The sequence below is a fragment of the Thermostichus sp. MS-CIW-41 genome (genome assembly GCF_054058915.1).
In genome coordinates this window covers 1-20,854 of sequence record NZ_JBSSBO010000029.1, presented here as the reverse complement: position 1 = coordinate 20,854, position 20,854 = coordinate 1, and the positions used below count along the sequence as shown (strand labels likewise).

General features: G+C 59.7%; 17 protein-coding genes, 1 tRNA gene and 1 pseudogene. 13 read left to right on the top strand and 6 right to left on the bottom strand.

From position 1 onward, the window contains the following. The 3 genes from ACVWXE_RS09475 to ACVWXE_RS09465 are packed head-to-tail and all read right to left on the bottom strand — an operon-like array spanning position 1 to position 1,161. Positions 1–225: a DUF2949 domain-containing protein gene (locus tag ACVWXE_RS09475; RefSeq protein WP_011430659.1), complete on the bottom strand. Its 225-nt coding sequence runs from the start codon at positions 223–225 to the stop codon at positions 1–3. Positions 226–267: 42 nt separating this feature from the next. Then, positions 268–813, bottom strand: coding sequence for a ferritin-like domain-containing protein (locus ACVWXE_RS09470; protein WP_457398259.1), 546 nt, complete (start codon positions 811–813; stop codon positions 268–270). A gap of 54 nt (positions 814–867) precedes the next feature. Continuing rightward, positions 868–1,161, bottom strand: coding sequence for an Asr1405/Asl0597 family protein (locus ACVWXE_RS09465; RefSeq protein WP_099813101.1), 294 nt, complete (start codon positions 1,159–1,161; stop codon positions 868–870). Between the two features lie 772 nt (positions 1,162–1,933). Here ACVWXE_RS09465 and nifB point away from each other — a divergent pair. The 12 genes from nifB to ACVWXE_RS09405 all read left to right on the top strand — a co-directional run bounded on the left by nifB (position 1,934) and on the right by ACVWXE_RS09405 (position 13,874). Beyond that, a complete protein-coding gene (gene nifB, locus ACVWXE_RS09460) occupies positions 1,934–3,370 on the top strand; it encodes a nitrogenase cofactor biosynthesis protein NifB (RefSeq protein ID WP_457490172.1) in 1,437 nt (478 codons plus the stop codon). Between the two features lie 25 nt (positions 3,371–3,395). After that, entirely contained in the window at positions 3,396–3,689 is a 294-nt protein-coding gene (gene fdxB, locus ACVWXE_RS09455) for a ferredoxin III, nif-specific (protein WP_011430654.1), read from the top strand. A gap of 39 nt (positions 3,690–3,728) precedes the next feature. Beyond that, the gene (gene nifS, locus ACVWXE_RS09450; RefSeq protein WP_457490171.1) at positions 3,729–4,928 is read left to right on the top strand and encodes a cysteine desulfurase NifS; all 1,200 of its coding nucleotides are present in this window, start codon (positions 3,729–3,731) and stop codon (positions 4,926–4,928) included. Between the two features lie 56 nt (positions 4,929–4,984). Beyond that, positions 4,985–5,923, top strand: a complete 939-nt coding sequence (nifU, locus tag ACVWXE_RS09445; protein ID WP_457490170.1) for a Fe-S cluster assembly protein NifU — start codon at positions 4,985–4,987, stop codon at positions 5,921–5,923. Positions 5,924–6,202: 279 nt separating this feature from the next. Beyond that, on the top strand, positions 6,203–7,081 hold the full coding sequence (nifH, locus tag ACVWXE_RS09440) for a nitrogenase iron protein (RefSeq protein ID WP_011430651.1): 879 nt from the start codon (positions 6,203–6,205) through the stop codon (positions 7,079–7,081). Between the two features lie 95 nt (positions 7,082–7,176). After that, the gene (nifD, locus tag ACVWXE_RS09435; RefSeq protein ID WP_457490169.1) at positions 7,177–8,640 is read left to right on the top strand and encodes a nitrogenase molybdenum-iron protein alpha chain; all 1,464 of its coding nucleotides are present in this window, start codon (positions 7,177–7,179) and stop codon (positions 8,638–8,640) included. 65 nt (positions 8,641–8,705) lie between these two features. Further along, complete coding sequence (gene nifK, locus ACVWXE_RS09430; protein ID WP_414342037.1) at positions 8,706–10,241, top strand: nitrogenase molybdenum-iron protein subunit beta; 1,536 nt, start codon at positions 8,706–8,708, stop codon at positions 10,239–10,241. A gap of 253 nt (positions 10,242–10,494) precedes the next feature. After that, entirely contained in the window at positions 10,495–11,682 is a 1,188-nt protein-coding gene (gene nifV, locus ACVWXE_RS09425) for a homocitrate synthase (protein ID WP_457490168.1), read from the top strand. Between the two features lie 135 nt (positions 11,683–11,817). Next, positions 11,818–12,081 carry a nitrogen fixation protein NifZ gene (locus ACVWXE_RS09420; RefSeq protein ID WP_011430646.1) on the top strand — a complete coding sequence of 88 codons (264 nt, stop codon included), beginning with the start codon at positions 11,818–11,820 and terminating at the stop codon, positions 12,079–12,081. After that, positions 12,078–12,278, top strand: a complete 201-nt coding sequence (nifT, locus tag ACVWXE_RS09415) for a putative nitrogen fixation protein NifT (protein ID WP_011430645.1) — start codon at positions 12,078–12,080, stop codon at positions 12,276–12,278. The genes ACVWXE_RS09420 and nifT overlap by 4 nt, the downstream gene beginning before the upstream one ends. A gap of 98 nt (positions 12,279–12,376) precedes the next feature. After that, a complete protein-coding gene (locus tag ACVWXE_RS09410; protein WP_457490181.1) occupies positions 12,377–13,633 on the top strand; it encodes an L-lactate MFS transporter in 1,257 nt (418 codons plus the stop codon). Between the two features lie 157 nt (positions 13,634–13,790). Next, positions 13,791–13,874: transfer RNA gene (locus ACVWXE_RS09405), tRNA-Leu, on the top strand. On the opposite strand, the gene ACVWXE_RS09400 is transcribed toward ACVWXE_RS09405, so the two are convergent. Next, positions 13,875–16,073: a glycosyltransferase 61 family protein gene (locus tag ACVWXE_RS09400; RefSeq protein WP_457490167.1), complete on the bottom strand. Its 2,199-nt coding sequence runs from the start codon at positions 16,071–16,073 to the stop codon at positions 13,875–13,877. A gap of 193 nt (positions 16,074–16,266) precedes the next feature. Here ACVWXE_RS09400 and ACVWXE_RS09395 point away from each other — a divergent pair, with 193 nt between their 5' ends. Further along, on the top strand, positions 16,267–18,963 hold the full coding sequence (locus ACVWXE_RS09395) for a phycobilisome rod-core linker polypeptide (protein ID WP_457490166.1): 2,697 nt from the start codon (positions 16,267–16,269) through the stop codon (positions 18,961–18,963). 62 nt (positions 18,964–19,025) lie between these two features. Here ACVWXE_RS09395 and ruvB read toward each other — a convergent pair whose 3' ends face one another. Both ruvB and ACVWXE_RS09385 read right to left on the bottom strand, forming a co-directional pair. After that, positions 19,026–20,162: a Holliday junction branch migration DNA helicase RuvB gene (gene ruvB, locus ACVWXE_RS09390; RefSeq protein ID WP_457388670.1), complete on the bottom strand. Its 1,137-nt coding sequence runs from the start codon at positions 20,160–20,162 to the stop codon at positions 19,026–19,028. Positions 20,163–20,302: 140 nt separating this feature from the next. After that, a pseudogene (locus ACVWXE_RS09385) lies at positions 20,303–20,854 on the bottom strand (photosystem II q(b) protein); the annotation flags it as partial.

The following is a 20,854-nucleotide window of genomic DNA, read 5'->3' as shown; positions in this document are numbered from 1 at the left end:
TTAAACCTCCGAATGGGTAGAATTGGTAACAAGAGGAGGGGGAGCACACCATTCAAAAATCTGCTCCAGTTGCTCCAAGGAAATCAGCCCGTAATGCCAAAGAATCATGGGCAAAGGGCCCTGTTCACACCCATGCCGTTTCAGGGCGAAGGTGAGGGCGGATTCCGGGATCCCAAGCTCAACTTGCAAAAACTGCAGCAGCGGCGCCCGATCGGGGGTAAGCATGGCAGAGTCTCCCAAAACGAGGGGTGGGCGTAGATGGGCAAGCTAGGATGGGGACAAGCCCAAAACCAAGCTGTCGGCAGCCAGAAAGTGGGCCAGGTGAAAGGCCCGTTCTTCCGTCCGCAGCAAAATCTGCTCGTAGAGGTGACGGGTGGCGCGATCCCCAACACTTTCCGCCAGAGCCGCCTGGCGACGCAGCAGATCGATTAGGCTTTGCTCGGCCCGCAAATCCGCTTCCAGCATGGGCCGCACAGCCAACGCATCGTCCCCTTCTGGGCTGAAGCAGCACAGCTCCGCCAGCTTGGCAAAGCTGGAGGCCGGGATCCCACCCAGGCCGTTCAGGCGCTCCCCCACCTCATGGGCGTGGTTCTGAACTTCCTGTAGACTTTCGTTGAAAAATTGGTGAATTGAGTAGAACTCTGCTCCTTCGACAACCAGATGGTGCTTCAGATACTGCAAATACAGCCCCTGAAGACTGGCCCAAACTAGGTTGAGGCCCTCGCAGATGGGAACCGTGATCTCCCGTCCCAGATGAACGGGGTTGTCTCGGACTTGTTGGAAGGAGCGAGTTGAGGGGGATGGAGTGGTCATTGGCGCTACCAAAACGAGGTGAACAGGCGAAGCAAGAAGGCAAACGGCAGAGGTTCAGGGGTGGTCATCCCCTCCTGCAGATCTCTCAGGGGGATCCCAGGTCTGGAGAGACCAGCAGCGATCCAACCAACTCAGCCAGCCAGAGCGGTTGAGGGTGAAAAGGCGGAGCACACTGTGGACGAGGAGGGCTTCGGTGGGGGTGCGAATCATCACCCACAGTTGACCGGTCGGGGTACAGCCACAGGTCAAATCCAGCTCCTGCAGACGGTAGAGAATCCGCCAGCGATCGCAACGGGGCACCTGCAGCACTTCAGCCGTTTTCGGTGGGGGAGAAACAAGGGGGGACATAAGCTCACCGGTTGGGAAGCAGGAGGGAGTCTCAGCAGAGGGGCAGAACCGTTGGGTTTCTGTTCCCCCGCTTATATCCCCCGCTTATAGCAAGCGGCTGCAGGGGCTCAGGCTTGGCAGCGGGCGATCAGGATTGATTGAGTTATTGCCGATGTACTCAAACCCTGGAAGCTTGGCCCAGAGGGCAAAAAAAGTTTTTCTGAGGGCAGGGGGTTGAGTCTTTTGCCCGCAGGGATCCGGTATTTTTGGGGAAGGGTATGGGTATTTGAGCGAGTACATCCCCCCTGTCACAACAAGAAAGTCCGACGGCCTGCCGCCGCAATAGTCTTCACTTCCTTGGCGAGGACTTTGCCCCAGGGGGATCTTTCCTCAAACTCAAACGGCTATTTTCAATACACTTTTGGGCTGATACGATATTAAATCGTAGCAATTGATGCAAAACGCAGCCGAGGCCGCGGCGCTTGAGTGCATCTGAGCAGATTTTTAGTATTTCTTAAGCATTGCCCCAAGCCCTTGTCGAATCAGGGATTCCGGGGATCCTCCCCACAGCCGGATCCCCCGCCCCTTTGGGTCAAAATACGGCATCCCCGGCCTTGAAAAACCAGACCCTTGACCCCTAAAAAAAGTTGGATTTGGCCTGCCATCAGGCTTTGCAGGTCTTGAGTACAAAGCCAATAAACTCGATCAGTTCTACCGGGCTGAGTGCAACGGAGCGGGCAGAGGGCGGTTGATATAACCGCCAGTAACGTTCTATCCCCTGGTTGACCCCACTATGCCGCCCCTTTCAACTCCGCCCCGCCAGGGATCCCCTTCCCCATCGGCCTGCGCTTGCAGCAGCAGCCCCCGCCAGGCTCTCCCCCCTCATCTGCAGCAACGCATCGCCACCCATCCCTGCTACAGCGAAGCAGCTCACCATCACTACGCCCGCATGCACGTGGCGGTAGCCCCCGCCTGCAACATCCAGTGCAACTACTGCAACCGCAAGTTCGACTGTGCCAACGAGAGCCGGCCCGGTGTGGTCAGCGAGCTGCTTACCCCGGCGGAAGCCGCCCACAAAGTGCTGGTGATTGCCGGCAAGATCCCGCAACTGACGGTGGTGGGCATTGCTGGGCCTGGGGATCCCTTGGCCAACCCCAAGCAAACCTTCGAAACCTTTGCCCGCATCGCCGAGAAAGCCCCGGATCTCAAGCTCTGCCTTTCCACCAACGGCCTGATGTTGCCGGACTACATCGACGAGATCAAACGGCTGAACATTGACCACGTCACCCTGACCATCAACATGGTGGATCCAGAGATCGGAGCCAAGATCTACCCCTGGATCCGCTGGCGGCGCAAGCGCATTCGAGGGGTGGAGGCAGCCCGCATCCTGCACGAACGGCAGATGGAAAGCCTGGATCTGCTGCGGGAGGCAGACATCCTCTGCAAAGTCAACTCCGTTCTCATTCCCGGCATCAACGACACCCACCTCTTGGAAGTGAACCGAGTGATCCAGGAGAAAGGGGCTTTCTTGCACAACATCATGCCCCTGATCTCGGCGCCCGAACACGGCACCTACTTCGGCCTTATCGGCCAGCGGGGCCCCACCCCTCAGGAGTTGAAAGCCCTGCAAGATCGGTGCTCCGGCAACATGCGGATGATGCGCCACTGTCGCCAGTGTCGGGCGGACGCGGTGGGCCTGCTGGGGGAAGACCGCAGCCAAGAGTTTACCAAGGAGCGCTTTATGCAGATGACCCCCGAATACGACCCCGAAAAACGCCGCCAGGTCCAGGCAAGCATTGTCCAACTGCAAGCTCAGCAGCAGTCAACCCCAACCCACTGGACAGCCGACCTGCCTCCCGACAGCCCCTCCATCCTGGTGGCCGTAGCCAGCAAAGGCGGCGGCCTGGTCAATCGCCACTTCGGCCATGCACGGGAGTTTTTGATCTACGAGGTCAACGCCCGTGGGGCGCAGTTTGTCGGCCACCGCAAGATCCCGCAGTACTGCCACGGGGGATCCGGCGAGGACAACAACCTAGAGCAAATTCTGGATCTCATCCGGGATTGCCGAGCCGTGCTGGTCTCCAAGATCGGCGATTGCCCCATGAAGCGTATTCGCGAGGCCGGCATCGAAGTGGTGGAAGACTACGACCTCATCGAAACGGTGGCCCTCAAGTTTTACCGCACCTGGTTGGTCAACCAGACCCTGGACAGCAAATCTTCCCGATCTTGAGACCTCATCTTTTGGAGACGCGGCCATGGCTACTGCAACTGCTCTCACCAAAGGCGGACTGCCCTGGATCCCACAGTTTATCGAAAGCCTGGATATCAGCCGCTGCCTCGGCTGTAGCCGTTGCCTCAAAGTCTGTGGCCGGGGTGTGTTTGCCCTCAGAGCCCTCAACGAAGACGGCGAGTTTGTCGACAACGAAGAGGAAGAAGAAAGTGAGCGCAAAGTGATGACCATCCTCAATGCCGCCCTCTGCATCGGCTGTCAGGCTTGCGCCCGCATTTGCCCAAAGCAGTGCCATTCCCACGCTCCGCAAGCCGTTTAACGTTGCCCAACCCCTACCTTGTATCGATTCGGAGCCTGTATGAACCCTGTGATCTACCTGGACAACAACGCCACCACCGCTGTGGATCCCCTGGTTCTGGAGGCGATGCTGCCCTATTTGCAGACCTTCTACGGTAACCCCTCCTCGATGCACAGTTTTGGCGGCCAGGTGGGGCGTGCCCTCAACCAAGCCCGCGAACAGGTGGCAGCCCTTCTGGGAGCCGACCCGACGGAGATCGTCTTCACCAGTGGCGGCACCGAAGGCAACACCACGGCCATTTATGCAGCCTTGGCAGCCCAACCCCAGAATCGCCACATCATCACCACGCAGGTAGAGCACGCCTCGGTGCTCAACGTCTGCAAGCACCTGGAAAAACAAGGCTACCGCGTCACCTACCTCTCGGTGGATGAGCAAGGCTGCCTGGACTTGCTGGAGCTGGAGGCAGCCCTGACCGGCGATACTGCCCTGGTGAGCTGCATGGCCGCCAACAACGAGACGGGCGTGCTTTTCCCCATCGAGGCGGTGGGATCCCTGGCCCGCAGCTACGGGGCTGTTGTCCATGTGGACGCAGTGCAGGCGGTGGGCAAAATCCCCCTCGATCTGCAGCGCCTGCCGGTGGATCTCCTCACCCTTTCCGGGCACAAGCTGCATGCCCCCAAGGGGATCGGCGCTCTCTATGTGCGGCGGGGCTTGCGCTTCCGTTCTCTGTTGCTGGGAGGGCATCAGGAGCGAGGCCGCCGCGCCGGGACGGAAAATGTGCCGGGCATCATCGCCCTGGGCAAAGCGGCTGAGCTGGCCCAAGCCCACCTCGGGGATCCCCAGGAGCGGCTGCTGCGGGATCGCTTGGAGCAGGGCTTGCTACAGCGGATCCCGGATGTCCAGGTTAACGGCCACCCCACTCAGCGGCTGCCCAACACCACCAACTTGGGCTTCAAGTTCGTGGAAGGGGAAGCGATCCTCTTCTGGCTGAACAAATACGGCATCTGCGCCTCCTCCGGCTCCGCCTGCACTTCCGGATCCCTGGAACCCTCCCATGTGCTGCGGGCCATGCGCCTGCCCTACACCGTTTTGCACGGCTCGATCCGCTTCAGCCTCTCCCGCTTTACCCAGCCGGCAGAGGTGGAGCGGGTGCTGGAGGTTTTGCCGGGGATCATCGAGCATTTGCGGGCCATCTCCCCCTTCAGCCACGAGGCGGAAGACTGGCTGCAACAGCAGGAGCGGGAACTGGCTCACCGCTGACCCCCCTCAAACTCATCTTCCCTCGACCGTTCGCATCCTCAACTCAGGATCCAGCCATGTGGGACTACAGCGAAAAAGTTTTGGAACTCTTCTACCACCCCAAAAACCAAGGGGCAATGGATCCCAGCTCCGAGCCTGGTGTTCGGGTGGTGGTGGGAGAAGTGGGCAGCATCACCTGTGGCGATGCCCTGCGGCTCTACTTAAAGGTGGACGAGGCCAGCGAGCGCATCTTGGCTGCCAGCTTCCAAACCTTCGGCTGCACCAGCGCCATTGCCTCTTCCTCGGCCCTGACGGAGCTAATCACCGGCCTCACCCTGGATGAAGCCCTGCGGATCGACAACCGCCAAATCGCTGACTACCTAGGCGGCCTGCCCCCCGCCAAGATGCACTGCTCGGTGATGGGGCAAGAGGCTCTGGAGGCAGCCATCTACAGCTATCGCGGCCTTCCTCTGCCTGACCACACGGATGATGACAGCGCTTTGGTCTGCTCCTGCTTTGGCGTCAGCGAGCAAAAGATCCGCCGCTTGATCCGGGAAAACCGCCTCACCTCCGTTGAGGAAGTAACAGCCTACAGCAAAGCGGGCGGCGGTTGTGGCTCCTGCCTGGCCCAGATTGAAGACCTGATTGCCGCCGTTCTGGCCGAGACCGACACGATCCCTTCAGAAGATTCAAGAAATTCAAAAGGGAACTCCCAAAACCAGACAGAGCCCTCTCCTGCTGCTCCCCCTCCTGTCTCGGCAACAGCGACACCCCCTCCCCTCACCACCTTGCAAAAGATCGCCCGCATTCAGGCCGTCCTAGACGAGGAAGTTCGCCCGCTGCTGTTGGCCGATGGCGGCGATGTGGAGCTTTACGACCTGGAAGGGGATCAGGTGTGGGTGCACCTCAAGGGATCCTGCGCCGCCTGCCCCAGCCAGCAAAACACGCTGCGGTTGCTCATCGAAACCCGCCTGCAAGAACAGGTGTGGCCCACGTTAACCGTGCATGCCCTCTAGTTCCCCATTCTCGATAAGCCTGAGAGCCCTATGATCTGCCCCACTGTTACTCCCCGTCGCTTCCCCCATCTCCTGCCTCGATTCGGGAGAGCCCCACCGCTTGACCGGTTTGCTTCCAGATCCTGCCCAGGATCCAAGGCTGCCTTCCCGCGAGCTGAAATCCTTTGCAGTAAGGATCCCGTCTCGCTAATGCGACCAGTTGCGCCCATTGGCAAGAGATTTCTAACCCTTAAGTCGCCCTCAAGTTTTTCCTCAAGTCTTCATTAGGAGAACTGAACCATGAGACAAATTGCATTCTACGGCAAAGGCGGTATCGGCAAATCCACCACCTGTCAGAATACCGTTGCCGGTATGGCCGAATTGGGACAGCGGATCATGATCGTCGGCTGCGACCCGAAAGCCGATTCCACCCGCCTCATGTTGCACTGCAAAGCCCAGACCACCGTCCTTCACCTGGCGGCTGAGCGGGGATCCGTAGAAGACGTGGAGCTGGAAGAGGTGGTGCTCACCGGCTACCGAGGGGTGCGCTGTGTGGAGTCTGGTGGCCCCGAGCCTGGTGTTGGCTGTGCCGGACGAGGCATCATCACCGCCATCAATTTCTTGGAAGAAAACGGTGCCTACGAGGATCTGGACTTTGTCTGCTACGACGTGCTGGGGGACGTGGTCTGCGGCGGTTTTGCCATGCCCATTCGGGAGGGCAAGGCCCAAGAGATCTACATTGTTTGCTCTGGCGAAATGATGGCCATGTATGCGGCCAACAACATCGCCCGCGGCGTGCTGAAATACGCCTACTCTGGCGGCGTGCGCTTGGGTGGCTTGATCTGCAACAGCCGCAAAGTGGATCGCGAGATCGAGCTGATCGAGGCTCTGGCCGAAAAGCTCAACACCAAAATGCTGCATTTCATCCCCCGCGACAATGTGGTTCAGCACGCAGAATTGCGCCGCATGACGGTGATCGAGTACTCCCCCGACTGCAACCAAGCTGACGAGTATCGGGCCTTGGCCAAAAAGATCATCAACAACACGGATCTGAGGATCCCCACCCCCATCTCTATGGATGAGCTGGAGCAGTTGTTGATAGAGTTCGGCGTTTTGGACGACGACCAGAAAATCGCCCACCTCATCGGCAAAACCGAAAAAGAGTTGGCCCCTGTCTGATCCCCGAAAAGACGGGCTGGGGGTAGCTGGTTTCCTCCCTCAGCCCCCCTTCGCACTGTGGCTTTTATCCATGACACCCAATAGCTGAGGTTCTCATGACTACTCTGAAAAGTACCCTCAAAGAGGAAACCCGGAAAATCGTAACGGAGGTTCTGGAAACCTACCCCGAAAAAGCTCAGAAAAAGAGAGCTAAGCACCTCAACGTCTATGACGAGGGCAAAGCAGATTGCGGAGTAAAATCTAACATTAAATCCATCCCCGGCGTCATGACCACCCGCGGCTGTGCTTACGCCGGTTCCAAAGGAGTGGTGTGGGGGCCGGTCAAAGACATGATCCACCTCAGCCACGGCCCCGTGGGCTGCGGCTACTACTCCTGGTCGGGACGGCGCAATTACTACGTGGGAATCACCGGGGTGAACACCTTCGGCACCATGCAGTTCACCTCTGATTTCCAGGAGCGGGATGTGGTGTTTGGGGGGGACAAAAAACTGGCCAAACTCTTGGTGGAAGCCAGCGAACTCTTCCCCTTGGCCAAAGGCATTACCATCCAATCCGAATGCCCCGTTGGCCTAATTGGGGATGACATCGAGGCGGTGGCTAAAAAAGCGGCCAAAGAGATTGGCAAAGCGGTGGTGCCGGTGCGCTGCGAGGGCTTTCGGGGGGTTTCCCAGTCCCTGGGCCACCACATTGCTAACGATACAGTGCGGGACTGGGTTCTGCCCATTGCCGACAAGAAAGCCAAGGAGGGATCCCTCAACTTTGAGCCCGGCCCCTACGATGTGGCCCTGATTGGGGACTACAACATCGGCGGCGACGCCTGGTCTTCCCGGATTTTGCTGGAGGAGATGGGCCTGCGGGTAGTGACCCAGTTTTCCGGCGATGGCACCTGGAACGAGATGCTGCTTGCCCCTCGGGTGAAGCTGAATCTCATCCACTGCTACCGCTCCATGAACTACATCTGCCGCCACATGGAGGAAGCCTACGGGATCCCCTGGCTGGAGTTCAATTTCTTTGGCCCTACCCAAATTGCCAAGTCGCTGCGGGCCATCGCCCAGCGGTTCGACGAGACCATTCAGGCCAAGGCGGAGCAGGTGATCGCCAAGTACCAGCCCCAGAGCGAGGCCATCATTGCCAAGTACCGTCCCCGCCTGGAGGGCAAGCGGGTGATGCTGATGGTGGGCGGACTGCGACCCCGCCACGTCATCCCGGCCTTCCGGGAGCTGGGCATGGAGGTGATTGCCACCGGCTACGAATTCGGCCACGGCGACGACTACAAGCGCACCACCCAGTACATCGACGATGGCACCCTCATCTACGATGACGTGTCCGGCTACGAGTTTGAAGAATTTGCCAAGAGGTTGAAGCCAGATCTCATCGCCTCCGGCATCAAGGAGAAGTACGTCTTTCAAAAGATGGCTTTGCCCTTCCGCCAGATGCACTCTTGGGACTACTCCGGCCCCTACCACGGCTACGACGGCTTTGCCGTGTTCGCCCGCGATATGGATCTGGCCTTGAATAGCCCCACCTGGGATCTGGTCAAAGCCCCCTGGAAGTCTTAGCTTGCCGCCGGGATCCCAGACGCCAACGGCCCTTCCTTCCCCTGCCCCTCATTAGGAGACCGACCATGCCGCAAGATATCCAAGACATCAAAGATCATGCCCGCCTGTTTCAAGATCCGGAGTATCAGGCGCTTCTGCAGTGCAAGCAAACCTTTGAAGATCTCCCTTCCCCGGAAGAAGTGGCCCGGGTGGCCGAATGGACAAAATCTTGGGAATACCGGGAGAAAAACTTTCAGCGGGAAGCTTTGACGATAAACCCTGCCAAGGCTTGCCAGCCCTTAGGGGCCATCTTCGCCGCTGTCGGCTTCGAGGGAACTTTGCCCTTCGTCCATGGATCCCAGGGGTGTGTGGCCTATTTTCGCACCCATCTCACCCGCCACTTTAAGGAGCCCTTTTCGGCGGTCTCCACCTCGATGACGGAAGATGCGGCGGTGTTTGGCGGCCTCAAAAACCTAATCGAGGGACTGGAAAATGCCTACGCCCTCTACAAGCCCAAGATGATCGCCGTGTGCACCACCTGCATGGCGGAGGTGATCGGGGATGACCTGGGGGCCTTCATCACCACGGCCAGAAATGAGGGAGTGATTTCCCGCGACTTCCCGGTGCCCTATGCCCACACGCCAAGCTTTGTGGGATCCCACATCACCGGCTATGACAACATGCTCAAGGCCATTCTCAGCACCCTCACCGAGCCGGTGGGCCGCACGGGTAGCAATGGCTACATCAACGTCATCCCTGGCTTCGATACCTACATGGGCAACTTGCGGGAGATCAAGCGCATCTTCGGCTTATTCGGGATCCCGCTGACCCTGCTGGCGGACAACTCCGACTATTTGGATTCGCCCAACGACGGCACTTTCCACATGTATCCCGGAGGAACCCCTTTGGAGGCGGCTGCCCAATGCCTCAACGCCGAGGCTACTTTTTCCTTCCAGCGCTACACCACGCCCAAGACCCTGGAGTTTCTAGCAGAGGCCTCGGGTCGGCCCACCCTGACGGCGCGGCCAGTGGGTATTCGGGGCACGGATGAGTTTTTGATGCAGCTATCCCAGTTAACGGGCAAGCCCATTCCCGCCGAGCTGGAGATCGAACGGGGCCGGGCGGTGGATGCTTTCACGGACTCCCAAGCGTGGATCCACGGCAAGCGGGTAGCCCTGTATGGGGATCCGGATCTGGTGATGGGCTTGCTCAGCCTGTTGCTGGAGCTGGGAGCGGAGCCGATCCATGTGGTGGTGACCAACAGCAACGAGGAGTTCGAAGCCGAGGCGCGGGCACTGCTGGCCTCCAGTCCCTATGGGCAGGGGGCAACCGTCTGGGGGGGCAAGGATCTCTGGCATCTGCGCTCTCTGATGTTCACCGAGCCGGTGGATCTGCTGATCGGCAATTCCTACGGCAAATACCTATGGCGGGATACGGGCACACCTTTGGTGCGCATCGGCTACCCCATCTTCGACCGCCACCATCTGCATCGCTATCCCACCTATGGCTATGTGGGGGCGCTCAACCTCCTTAACTGGCTGGTCAACACCCTTCTGGATGAGGCAGATCGGCGCAGCATCATCCCCGGCAAAACCGACATCTCCTTCGACTTAATTCGTTGATGGCCAGAGCAGCGGGATCCCAAAGGCCGGACTTTGTCGGACTTTGTCAAGGATCCCCTGCTCCAAAGACTCCACCCCGCTAAGAGGAACAGCCAAGCCTTACAGGAATCTGATGAATTCTGCGGCAACTTGGTTGAGCTTTCTACCCTGGACATGATTGCCCTGACGCAACCGGGGTCCCGCTAGCGGTGCGGAGCACCATCGACGGTTACCGATTGCCTAGGCGGGCCGTAGGTCTTGGAGGATGGATCCCATGAATTCCTCTATCACCATCAACGACACCACCCTACGCGATGGGGAGCAAGCGGCAGGGGTAGCCTTCCAAATCCCCGAGAAAATCTCCATTGCTGCCCTCTTGGATGCCATTGGCGTGCCCGAGATCGAGGTGGGGATCCCGGCCATGGGCGCCGTGGAAACGGAAGCCATTCGCGCCATGCTCAGCCTGGGGCTGCGGGCTCAGCTGCTGGGCTGGAACCGGGCTGTGCCCAGCGATATCCTCGCCTCTATTCGTTGCGGCCTCAAGCGGATCCACATCTCCGTGCCGGTCTCGGATCGGCAAATGGCCGCTAAGTTCCAAGGGGATCGCCCTCGGCTGCTGCGACAGTTGCGCCAATGCGTGGAGATGGCCTTGGAGCAAGGGCTGTGGGTCTCGGTGGGGGCAGAAGATGCCAGCCGCACCCCCCTGGAGCAGGTGATCGAGCTGGCCCAAATGGCCCAAAGCTGGGGCTGTCGGCGCTTCCGCTACTGCGATACGGTGGGCGTTTTGGATCCCTTTAGCACCTACAAGCAGATTCGCCGTCTGGTGCGGGCCATCGATATCCCTGTGGAGATGCATACCCACGACGACCTGGGCATGGCCACTGCCAATGCCTTGGCCGGAATCCGCGCCGGCGCTCAGTCGGTGAACACCACCGTCAACGGCTTGGGGGAACGGGCCGGCAATGCCCCCTTGGAAGAGGTGGTGATGGCTTTGCGCTGCACCTTGGGGATCGATGTTGGGGTGGATACCCGCCGTTTGCGGGAGCTGTCTCAACAGGTGGCACGGGCCAGCGGTGCTCCCCTCCCCCCCTGGAAGGCCATCGTTGGCGACAACGCCTTTGCCCACGAGTCGGGCATTCACGCTGCAGGGGTGCTACGGGATCCCCAGACCTATGAGCCTTTCCCACCAGAAGCCGTGGGCGGCCAGCGGCGGCTGGTGTTGGGCAAACACTCCGGCAGGCATTTGCTGCTCCAGATCCTCAAGGAACACGGGATCCCTGTCGAGCAGATCCCACCTGGCCAACTGGAAAAGCTCCTGGAACAGGTGCGGCAGCACGTCACCCACTGCAAGCATCCGATCCCACCGGCGGAACTGGCCCGTTATTGCCGCGCAACGCTGACGCAATGGGCGCAACACACTCCAGAACCCATCCCAGAGGAGAGCCATCCCGATGTTGTCTAACCGCTTGTCCGGAAAGGAAACTTCCAAATCTCAGGCCATTTTGGCAGCCGTGTCTCGACGGGCGCGCCAAGTAGGCCGCAGCCTAACCCGCCAAGAGCTTTGTCAGGTGCTGGCAGAAATCACAGGAGGTACCCCATGAGCGACGAACTGGAGCTGGATCGCCCTCCCCAATTTGAGCTGGGCGACAAAGTCCGCATCCGTAAGGTCATCCGCAACGATGGCACCTTCTTCGGCCAGCCGGTGGGGAAAATCTTGGCCGTTCCGGGCGACGAAGGTTACGTGATTTCCATTGGCACCTTTCTACAACGGTTTTACGTCTATGCCGTCCACTGCTTGGCCAAAGGCTTGGTGGTGGGGTGCCGCGCCCAAGAGCTGGAACTTGTGGAGAAAGGGCTATGAAAGTCATCCTGCACGAAAGTGCCTACGGGCATTTGATGGTCTACGTTCCCAAAAAAGATCTGGAAGAGTCGGTTGTGGCCACCCGTTCAGAGGCCGGGGAAACCATTTTCACCTTGAGCAACGGTTGGGAATTGTCCATCCCGGAGCTGCCGGAGCCTTTGTCTCTGCCCAAGACGGTAGAGGCCAAACGCCTCTAGCCAACGGTTGGCTGAACAATTCAAGCAATTCTATTCCTATCGGCTCATCCTCGAAAGGGCTGAGAGAATGGGTTGAACTCAGCTCCAACAAGCTCTAGATACCCATGAAAAGGGTTGGATCCCCCATTACTTTGTATAGACAACCAGCCTATGGAGGGAGATGGCTTTTTATCCTCCTGGGGCTCCTGGTTCTTCTTTGCCTGGGAACCGTCTATTCCTGGAGCATTTTCCGCAAGCCTCTGGAAACAGAGCTGGGGATCGGGGCCAGTGAGAGCCTGCTGCCCTACACCGTTGCCCTCGTGTTTTACGCTACCCTCATGCCCATCACAGGGTTTGTCATCCCCCGCTGGGGATCCCGCCGAGTACTGGCTCTGGGGGGCAGCTTGGTGGGCCTGGGCTATGGGCTGGCCAGCTTCGCCCCCTCCATTGGGTGGATTGCCCTCTGCTATGGAGTCATTGCCGGCAGCGGTGTGGGAATAGCCTATGGAGTGCCAATGGCCGTGGCAGCCCGTTGGTTCCCGGGTCGCAAGGGATTGGCCGTGGGATCCACCATTGTCGGCTTTGGCCTATCTCCCCTGCTCACTGCTCCCCTGGCCAACTGCTTGATCGAGGCACTGGGGGTTCGGCCTACGCTGCTGATTTTGGGGATCCTCTTTGCAGCGGTGATCTTGGGGATCGCAACCCAACTGAGATTTCCTCCTCCCGATTGGATCCCTTCCCCATCTTTTCCAAGAAAATCCACGGACAGCCCAGATCACCCTCTACCGGCTTCTAGGCGCTCTCTCCCTCTGCTGAGAAACCCCTCCTTCTATGGCCTGTGGATCTGCTACGCCATCGGCACTCTGATCGGTTTAAGCGCCATTGGGATTTCCGGCCCCGTGGGGGAAGAGCTGATCGGCCTGGATCCCCCTGCGGCTGCCAACAGCGTGGCTCTCTTCGCCATTTTCAACGGGATCAGCCGTCCTCTGTTTGGCTGGTTGGCCGATCGCTTAAATCCCCATCAGGTCACTACGGGATCCTATGGGCTGATCCTGCTGGCCTGTGGGCTAATGCTCCTGCCTCCTCAGGGATCCCTTCTGGCCTACTGGGTAACTTTTTCCTTGCTTTGGTTTTGCCTGGGGGGGTGGCTGGCCATGGCTCCCGCCCTGACCCTGCGCTTGTTTGATCCCGAACGCTACGCCCAGAACTACGGCATTGTGTTTACCGCCTATGGAGTTGGGGCCTTGGTGGGAACGATGATCGCGGGGCAAATTCGCGATAGGCTGGGCAGCTATAGCTATACCTTTTATGGGATGGCCGCCTTGGCGGTGGTGGGGATCTGGGTGGCCAACGTTTTTTTGAAAGAGAAGTTGTAGGAGCTTCAAGCCAGCGGGCACAGCAGGGATCCCATCAGCAGGGGCAGCAATCCCCTACTTCATACCCTCCACTGCAGGGCTGGGTGAACCAACTTAAAGACTTGCCCCCCCCAAGGCAAGCAGTTTGGTAGAGTAGTACGGCTATTGCCGACAGATTGGGATCGTGGCGGAATGGTAGACGCTACGGACTTAAAATCCGTTGTTCCTCAAGAACGTGAGGGTTCGAGTCCCTCCGATCCCATCATCCCTTGATCCCTGTCTGTTCCAGCACATTCAGCAAGTCCGGGATCCGAACCCAGGCATCTTCTCGATCCAAATCGGGGCTGGAAAGAAGAGCCACCAAAGCCGGATCGCAAACAGGCGCCACCAAGGGGAAATACCTTAACCCTGCCACCTGAGCAATACTCCAAAAATAGGGAAGCACTGCATTGCTGGGCAAGATCTCGATGACGGTGGTGCCGGGTTGACAAAAGGCGAGGTTGGTTAGGCCCGCCCCGTGGATCCCGATCACCGCCTCTGCCCCCTGCATCAGGGCTATTTGCTCGGGAAGAGAGAGGGTTTCCATTTGCACCGGTGCAAATCCCCAAGGGTGCAAACAGGCTAGCACCTCCGCTTCGTTGATCACCCGCCGCCAGCGGGCAGACCGACGGCTGATGTAAATCCGCCGCGGCTGCAGGGGGTCGATGGAGAAACTCGGCTGGGCCAGTTGCCGCAGCACCTCCAATCCCCTAGGCGTCAAGCACCCCACCGGAGCGCCTGCTGAGGGCACGATCAGGTTTTGGGCTTGCAGATGGGATCCCCCCAACTGCTCAAAGCTGAGGATGCGCTCGGCTGGGATCCCCAAAGCAGCCAAGCTCTGCACCTGAAAGGGCTTTCTTTGATACCCGTGGATCAAGATGGGGATGTCCTTTTCCAGGGCGCCCGACCGCTGCAGGATATCGAGGGCCGGCAGAATATCCACCATCCAGTGAAAGTAATTAACTGCCCCCAAGGGCAAAAGGGCAACGGGGCCATCCAGTGGGATCGGTGGGGGGAGATGGGGCAAGCCCAGCAGGGGGTGGTGTCGCAGGTGATCTGGCCTGTAGTCCCAGTCGAGGAACTCCGGCGGCGGCAAGCTCAGGGATAGATCGGCGAGCAATTCTCCCCGGCGGGTGAGCACCCCGCTGGCAAAGCTGGCGTAGAGGTGGCGGGGATAGTGGCCCACGTGGACGGATCCTCGGGGGATCTGGGCGACAAAGGTCTCTGCCAAGGGGATGCGCTGCGGGCGCAACTTTTGCAAAATGTCGGGATCAGCCGCAGGGGGCGCTTTTAGACAGAGAACCCCCACCGGATCCAGGGGTTGGTAGTCCCCTTCGCCCGTGGCCTGATGCCACTGCCGGGTGGTGAGGTAACCCTGGGTTGGCACTGGCCAGAAGTCAGTTGTAGGGGGAGTGCTCTGGGAAAAGGAGTCTGCTGGAAGGGCAACGCCTTCTGGAGCCCAACGCTGCCGCCAAGCCGAATACAGGAAATCGGGGATCCTCGCAGATCCCTCTCCCCTGCATGCCTGCTCCAGTCCAGACCGCAGAGGGCTTTCTCTGCCACTGCCCTCGCACCACGCCTGCACCCAATTCCGTTCCGCTGCCACCGCTCGGCAAACCTTCTCCCAAGCCGCCTCAGGGTGAGCCAACCGCACTTCCGCTTCCGCCCAGTAGCTGTAGAGCTGCGCTGTCCCGGTGCCCCGCGCCTCAGCCGCCTGGAAACACCCCACAGCCTGAACTGGATCCTGCAGATCCAGCCACGCCAGGCCCATCTGTACCCAGGGATCCCCCCACTCAGGGCGCAGCCGCGCAGCCTCCTGCAGAGGGGAAATCGCCTCTCGCAAACGGCCCAGCTTCATCAGGGCCAAGCCCCAGCGCCAAAAACTCTCTGCCGCCGTCGGATCCTGCTGGCAAGCCCGCTCAAACCACTCCGCTGCCGCAGCCCACAGCCGGCTCCGCTCTTGGGTCAGGCCAATGCGGTGAGCAGCCAAAGCCTGGCCAGAAGACGGCTCCAGCCCAGAAAGCCCATCCCCCACCTCCAGAAGCTGCCGATACAGAGCTGCTGCCTGCGGCCAATGGCCCTTCTCCCACAGCCTTTCCGCCAAAGCCTGCAAGCCCCTCAGCAGGTGGTAAGCGGCCTCGGATTCGGCCACGCCCTCTGCATGCAGCATTGCCAAGCCCTCTTGCCACACCAGCTGCGCCTCCAGTTCCCGACCCAGCAGGAGATAGGCGGCTCCCAGCTCCCAATACAGCTCTGGAGAGGGGGATCCCTGCTCGAGCTGTTGCTGTAAAACCTGGGTAACGCGTTCGTAATGTCCCTGCTCCCAATCCTCAAGGAGAAAAGCGGAAGACAACAGATGGGAGGGTAGAGCTGGGTTGAGAGCCATGTCTTTGTGGATGAGAAACAGTGTTACAAACTGCAACAACCTCCCCACTCTGGGCCCGTGCCCCTAGTATTCTAGGCTTGGCTTCCCCCTCAGGGATCGGGCATCGATCCTTCTCAGCTCAGAGAGGGATGCTCCTCCAGTCGTGGGTCAGCCTCTTCACCCCCTTCGATGGCACTGTCCTCGGCCTTTGTCGGCAGTTTTTTCGATCAAAACGGAGTTTAAAAGATCGATGGGTATCAACGTATCCGCTGGCGCAGTCGTTTCCAACCCCCGTCTGTACCAAACCGTGCCTGTATCGACCATCTCCCAGGCGGAACAGCAGGATCGCTATCTGGGACGCACCGAGCTGGATCGCCTCGAGGACTTTTTCTCCAGCGGCCTGAAACGGCTAGAGATTGCCGAGGTCATTGCGGCTAATTCGGAAATCATCGTCAGCCGGGCAGCCAACCGCATCTTCACAGGGGGCTCGCCCATGGCCTATCTGGAGCGGCCAGAAGCGACCCAAGACGAGAAAGAAGCCTTCAAGCTGGGTACTGCCTTCTATGTGGAATCCACCGGCGGATTCATCGAGGCCATCCGCAACATCTTCAGCGCCAGCGGCGTGGAGATTCCCCCCAACTTCCGCCCCATCAACATCTCCCGCTACGGGGCTGCCAACATGCGCAAATCGCTGCGGGATCTGAGCTGGTTTTTGCGCTACGTCACCTACGCTTTGGTGGCCGGGGATCCCAGCATCATCGCCGTCAACACCCGCGGCCTGCGGGAGATCATCGAAAACGCCTGCTCCGCCGAGGCCACCATTGTCGCCATTCAAGAGATGAAGCGGGCAGCGGCTGGCTACTTCCGCAAAGATGCCGAAGCGGTTGCCATCATCAACCAATACTTCGATGTTTTGCTGAGCGAGTTCATCGCCCCCGCCCCTTCCGACAAGCTGCGGCAGCGCAATGCCAGCACCGCCGACGGCCTGCCCCTGCAGGGGCTGCAGCTACCCCAGGTTTACAACTTGGCTGCCGAGAAAGTTCCCGTTTTTGCCATGAAGCCGGGGCTGTCCAACGCCGAGAAAGAAGAAGTCATCAAGGCCGCCTATCGACAGGTGTTTGAGCGGGATATCCGCCGCGCCTACGGCCTCAAGCTTTCCGACCTGGAGTCGAAGGTGAAAAACGGCGAGATCTCCATGAAGGAGTTCATTCGCCGCCTGGGCAAATCGGAGCTGTATCGCAAGCAGTTCTACGAGCCTTACATCAACAGCCGCGTCGTGGAGCTGGCCTTCCGCCACTTCCTGGGGCGGGCTCCCGAAACCCGCGAGGAAGTGCAGACCTACTTCTCCATCATCTCCAGCAAGGGTCTGGCTGGCCTGGTGGACGCGCTGGTGGATAGCCGCGAGTACGGGGACTACTTCGGCGAGGAGACGGTGCCCTACCTGCGCAAGCTGGGGGTAGAAGCGCAAACCAGCGCCAACTGGGGGGCCAAATTCGACCTCTACAACTACGCTGCCCCGCGCCGCAAGGTGCCCCAGTTCATTACCCTCTTTGCCCGCTACAACCGGCCCCTGCCGGATCAGCATGCCTATGGCTCCGGCAACGACCCGCTGGAGATCCAATTTGGAGCCATCTTCCCCAAGGAAACCCGTTCCCTCAGCGCCCGCCCTGCTCCCTTCAACAAAGATGTCAAGCGCATCCTCATCCGGCGCGGCTTTGCCCTGACCAACGAGCGCACCAATCCCAGAGCAGCAGGGGATCCCGGTAGCCTTGGCCCGAAGGTTTTCAAGCTCACCCAGACTCCGGGAGATCGCAGCCGACGGCTGGGGGTGCGGGCCGGCATTGTCGGCAGCGAGGGATCCACCCAGGCGGTGATCCGCGCCTGCTACCAACAGGTATACGGCTATGTGCCCTACGAAGGCCAACGGCTGACCCGCTGGGAGATCAAGCTGGAGTCGGGGGAAATTCCTGTCAAAGAGTTTGTGCGCCAACTGGCCAAGTCGGATCTCTTCCGCAACAAGTACTGGTCCAGCTTGTATGTCTGCAAAGCCATCGAGTTCATCCACCGCAAGCTGCTGGGCCGACCCACCTACGGGCGCCAGGAGATGAACCGCCTATTTGACATCGCCTCCAAGCAAGGGTTCTACGCCGTCGTGGACGCCATCCTCGACAGCGAGGAGTACCAGCAGGTCTTCGGGGAAGATATCGTGCCCTATGAGCGCTACCTCACCCCCGGCGGTCTGGCGTTGCGGCGGATGCGGTCGGGATCCAGCGACATGGCTGTTGCAACCAAGCCCATTCGCACCGACGACGACATCCCTCTCTTTGTCAAGTTGGGTCAGCCTCGGGATATGCCTTCCGGCGAGCTGGAAATCCAGCGGCGGGCCCAGCAGGGGGTGCCCAAGGTACGCCAAGAGATCCCTGTCTTCAAGCTCACCAGCCTGGCCAACAAAGCGGAAGTCAACAACCTCATCCGCGCCGCCTACCGGCAGGTCTTCGAGCGGGATATGGACATCTACAACATCAGCGCCGAGCTCAGCTCTGCCGAGTCCAAGCTGCGCAACGGCGAGATCACCGTCAAGGAGTTCATCGAGGCCCTGGGGTGTTCCGAGCTGTACCGCTCCGAGTTCTATGCCCCCTATCCCAACACCAAGGTGATCGAGCTGGGCACCAAGCACTTCCTGGGCCGTGCGCCCCTCAACCAGCAGGAGATCCGCAAGTACAACCAGATCTTGGCCACCCAGGGGGTGAAAGCCTTTGTGCGCGCCCTGCTGAACACCCAGGAGTATCGGGATCTCTTCGGCGAGGACACGGTGCCCTATCGCCGCTTCCCCACCTTGCCGGCGGCCAACTTCCCCAACACGCAGGAGCTGTACGGTCGCCTTACCAAGCAAAACCGCGAGCTGGTGGTGCCCAGCTTCAGCCCTGTGGGCAATGACCGCAGCTAGATGGGGCTCTCAACTGCTCTCTTTCTTGTGAGAGAGGGGTCGGGGGTGAGGGGAGAGACGAGTTAGCTCCACAAAGGCAGGGGGGATTGGGCTTCATAGCCCAAATGCCGTAGCGCAGCGGGAGTGACCACTCGACCCCGGGGCGTGCGCTGCAGGTAGCCGATCTGCAGCAGATAAGGCTCATACACTTCTTCAATGGTTTGGGGATCCTCACCCGTCACCGCGGCCATCGTCTCCAAGCCCACTGGCCCTCCACCGAACTGCTCCACCAGCACCGTCAGCAGCTTGCGATCGATCCAATCCAAACCCATGGGATCCACCTGGAACAGCTCCAGAGCGGCTGCTGCCACTTCTTGGCTAATGTGGCCATCCCCTCGCACCTGGGCGTAATCTCGCACCCGCTTGAACAGGCGGTTGGCAATGCGGGGCGTGCCCCGAGAACGGCGGGCGATCTCTGCAGCCCCTTCTGGATCGGTGGAGACATTTAAGAGGCGAGCCGTGCGCAGCACGATCTGCACCAGCTCGTGAGGCTCGTAAAAGTGCAGCCGTTGCACGTGGCCAAAGCGATCCCGCAGCGGAGAAGTGAGGGCGCCAATGCGGGTTGTGGCCCCGATGAGGGTAAAGCGTTCCAAGGGCAGAGAGGTGATGCGAGCAGAGCGACCTTTGCCAATGGTGATATCAAGACGAAAATCCTCCATCGCCGGATAGAGCAATTCTTCTGTAACCTTGGGCAGGCGGTGGATCTCGTCAATAAACAACACATCCCCCCGCTTCAAGCGCACCAAATACCCGGCAATGTCGCGGGGGCTCTCCAAAGCCGGCGCGGTGGTCATGTAGAACTGGGATCCCATTTCTGCCGCCAGCACTGCTGCCACCGTGGTTTTGCCTAGACCAGGCGGGCCGTAGAACAGCAGGTGATCCAGAGGCTCTTGGCGAGCGCGGGCCGCCGCAATGGCAATGGAGAGCACTTCTTTAAGTTCCGTCTGGCCAATATATTCCGCCAGGGTGCGCGGGCGCAGGGATTCTTCCTGGGCTTCGCCAGGGTGGGCTTGCGGCTGCAACAGGGCAGAGGGATCCGCTCCCCTTTCCCCAGCAAAGCTCAACTCTCTGCCTTCTTTTCTCCAGGCTGAAGACTTTTGCTGCCGCCGCTTGGGGCCCTCAGCGTTCTGGCCTGTATCCCGAGAAGAAATGATTGCCATATCCCTAAGTCACAGAGGCAATGGCCCCAATTTAACTCTAGAAAAGCTCTGGGAAAGATCACCCCAGCAAAGAGAACAAAAAAATCCCCCAGACCAAGCCGGGGGATCCACCAATGCTGTTGAAGCGTCAGGTCAGGCCATCAGCCACGCACCGCAGGCGCTACCTCCACCGCCGCCAAATCCAGCGGGAAGTTGTGCGCATTCCGCTCGTGCATCACTTCCATCCCCAGGTTCGCCCGGTTCAGCACATCAGCCCACGTCCCAACCACTCGACCGTTGCTGTCCACAATCGACTGGTTGAAGTTGAACCCGTTCAGGTTGAACGCCATGATGCTGATCCCCAGCGCCGTAAACCAAATCCCAATCACCGGCCAAGCCGCCAGGAAAAAGTGCAGGCTCCGGCTGTTGTTGAACGACGCATACTGGAAAATCAACCGGCCAAAATACCCGTGCGCCGCCACAATGTTGTAGGTCTCTTCCTCTTGCCCAAACTTGTACCCCAGGTTCTGAGACTCCTCTTCCGAGGTCTCCCGAATCAGGCTCGAGGTCACCAGCGACCCGTGCATGGCACTAAACAGCGCACCCCCAAACACGCCGGCCACGCCCAGCTGGTGGAACGGGTGCATCAGGATGTTGTGCTCCGCTTGAAACACCAGCATGAAGTTGAAGGTCCCCGAAATCCCCAGGGGCAT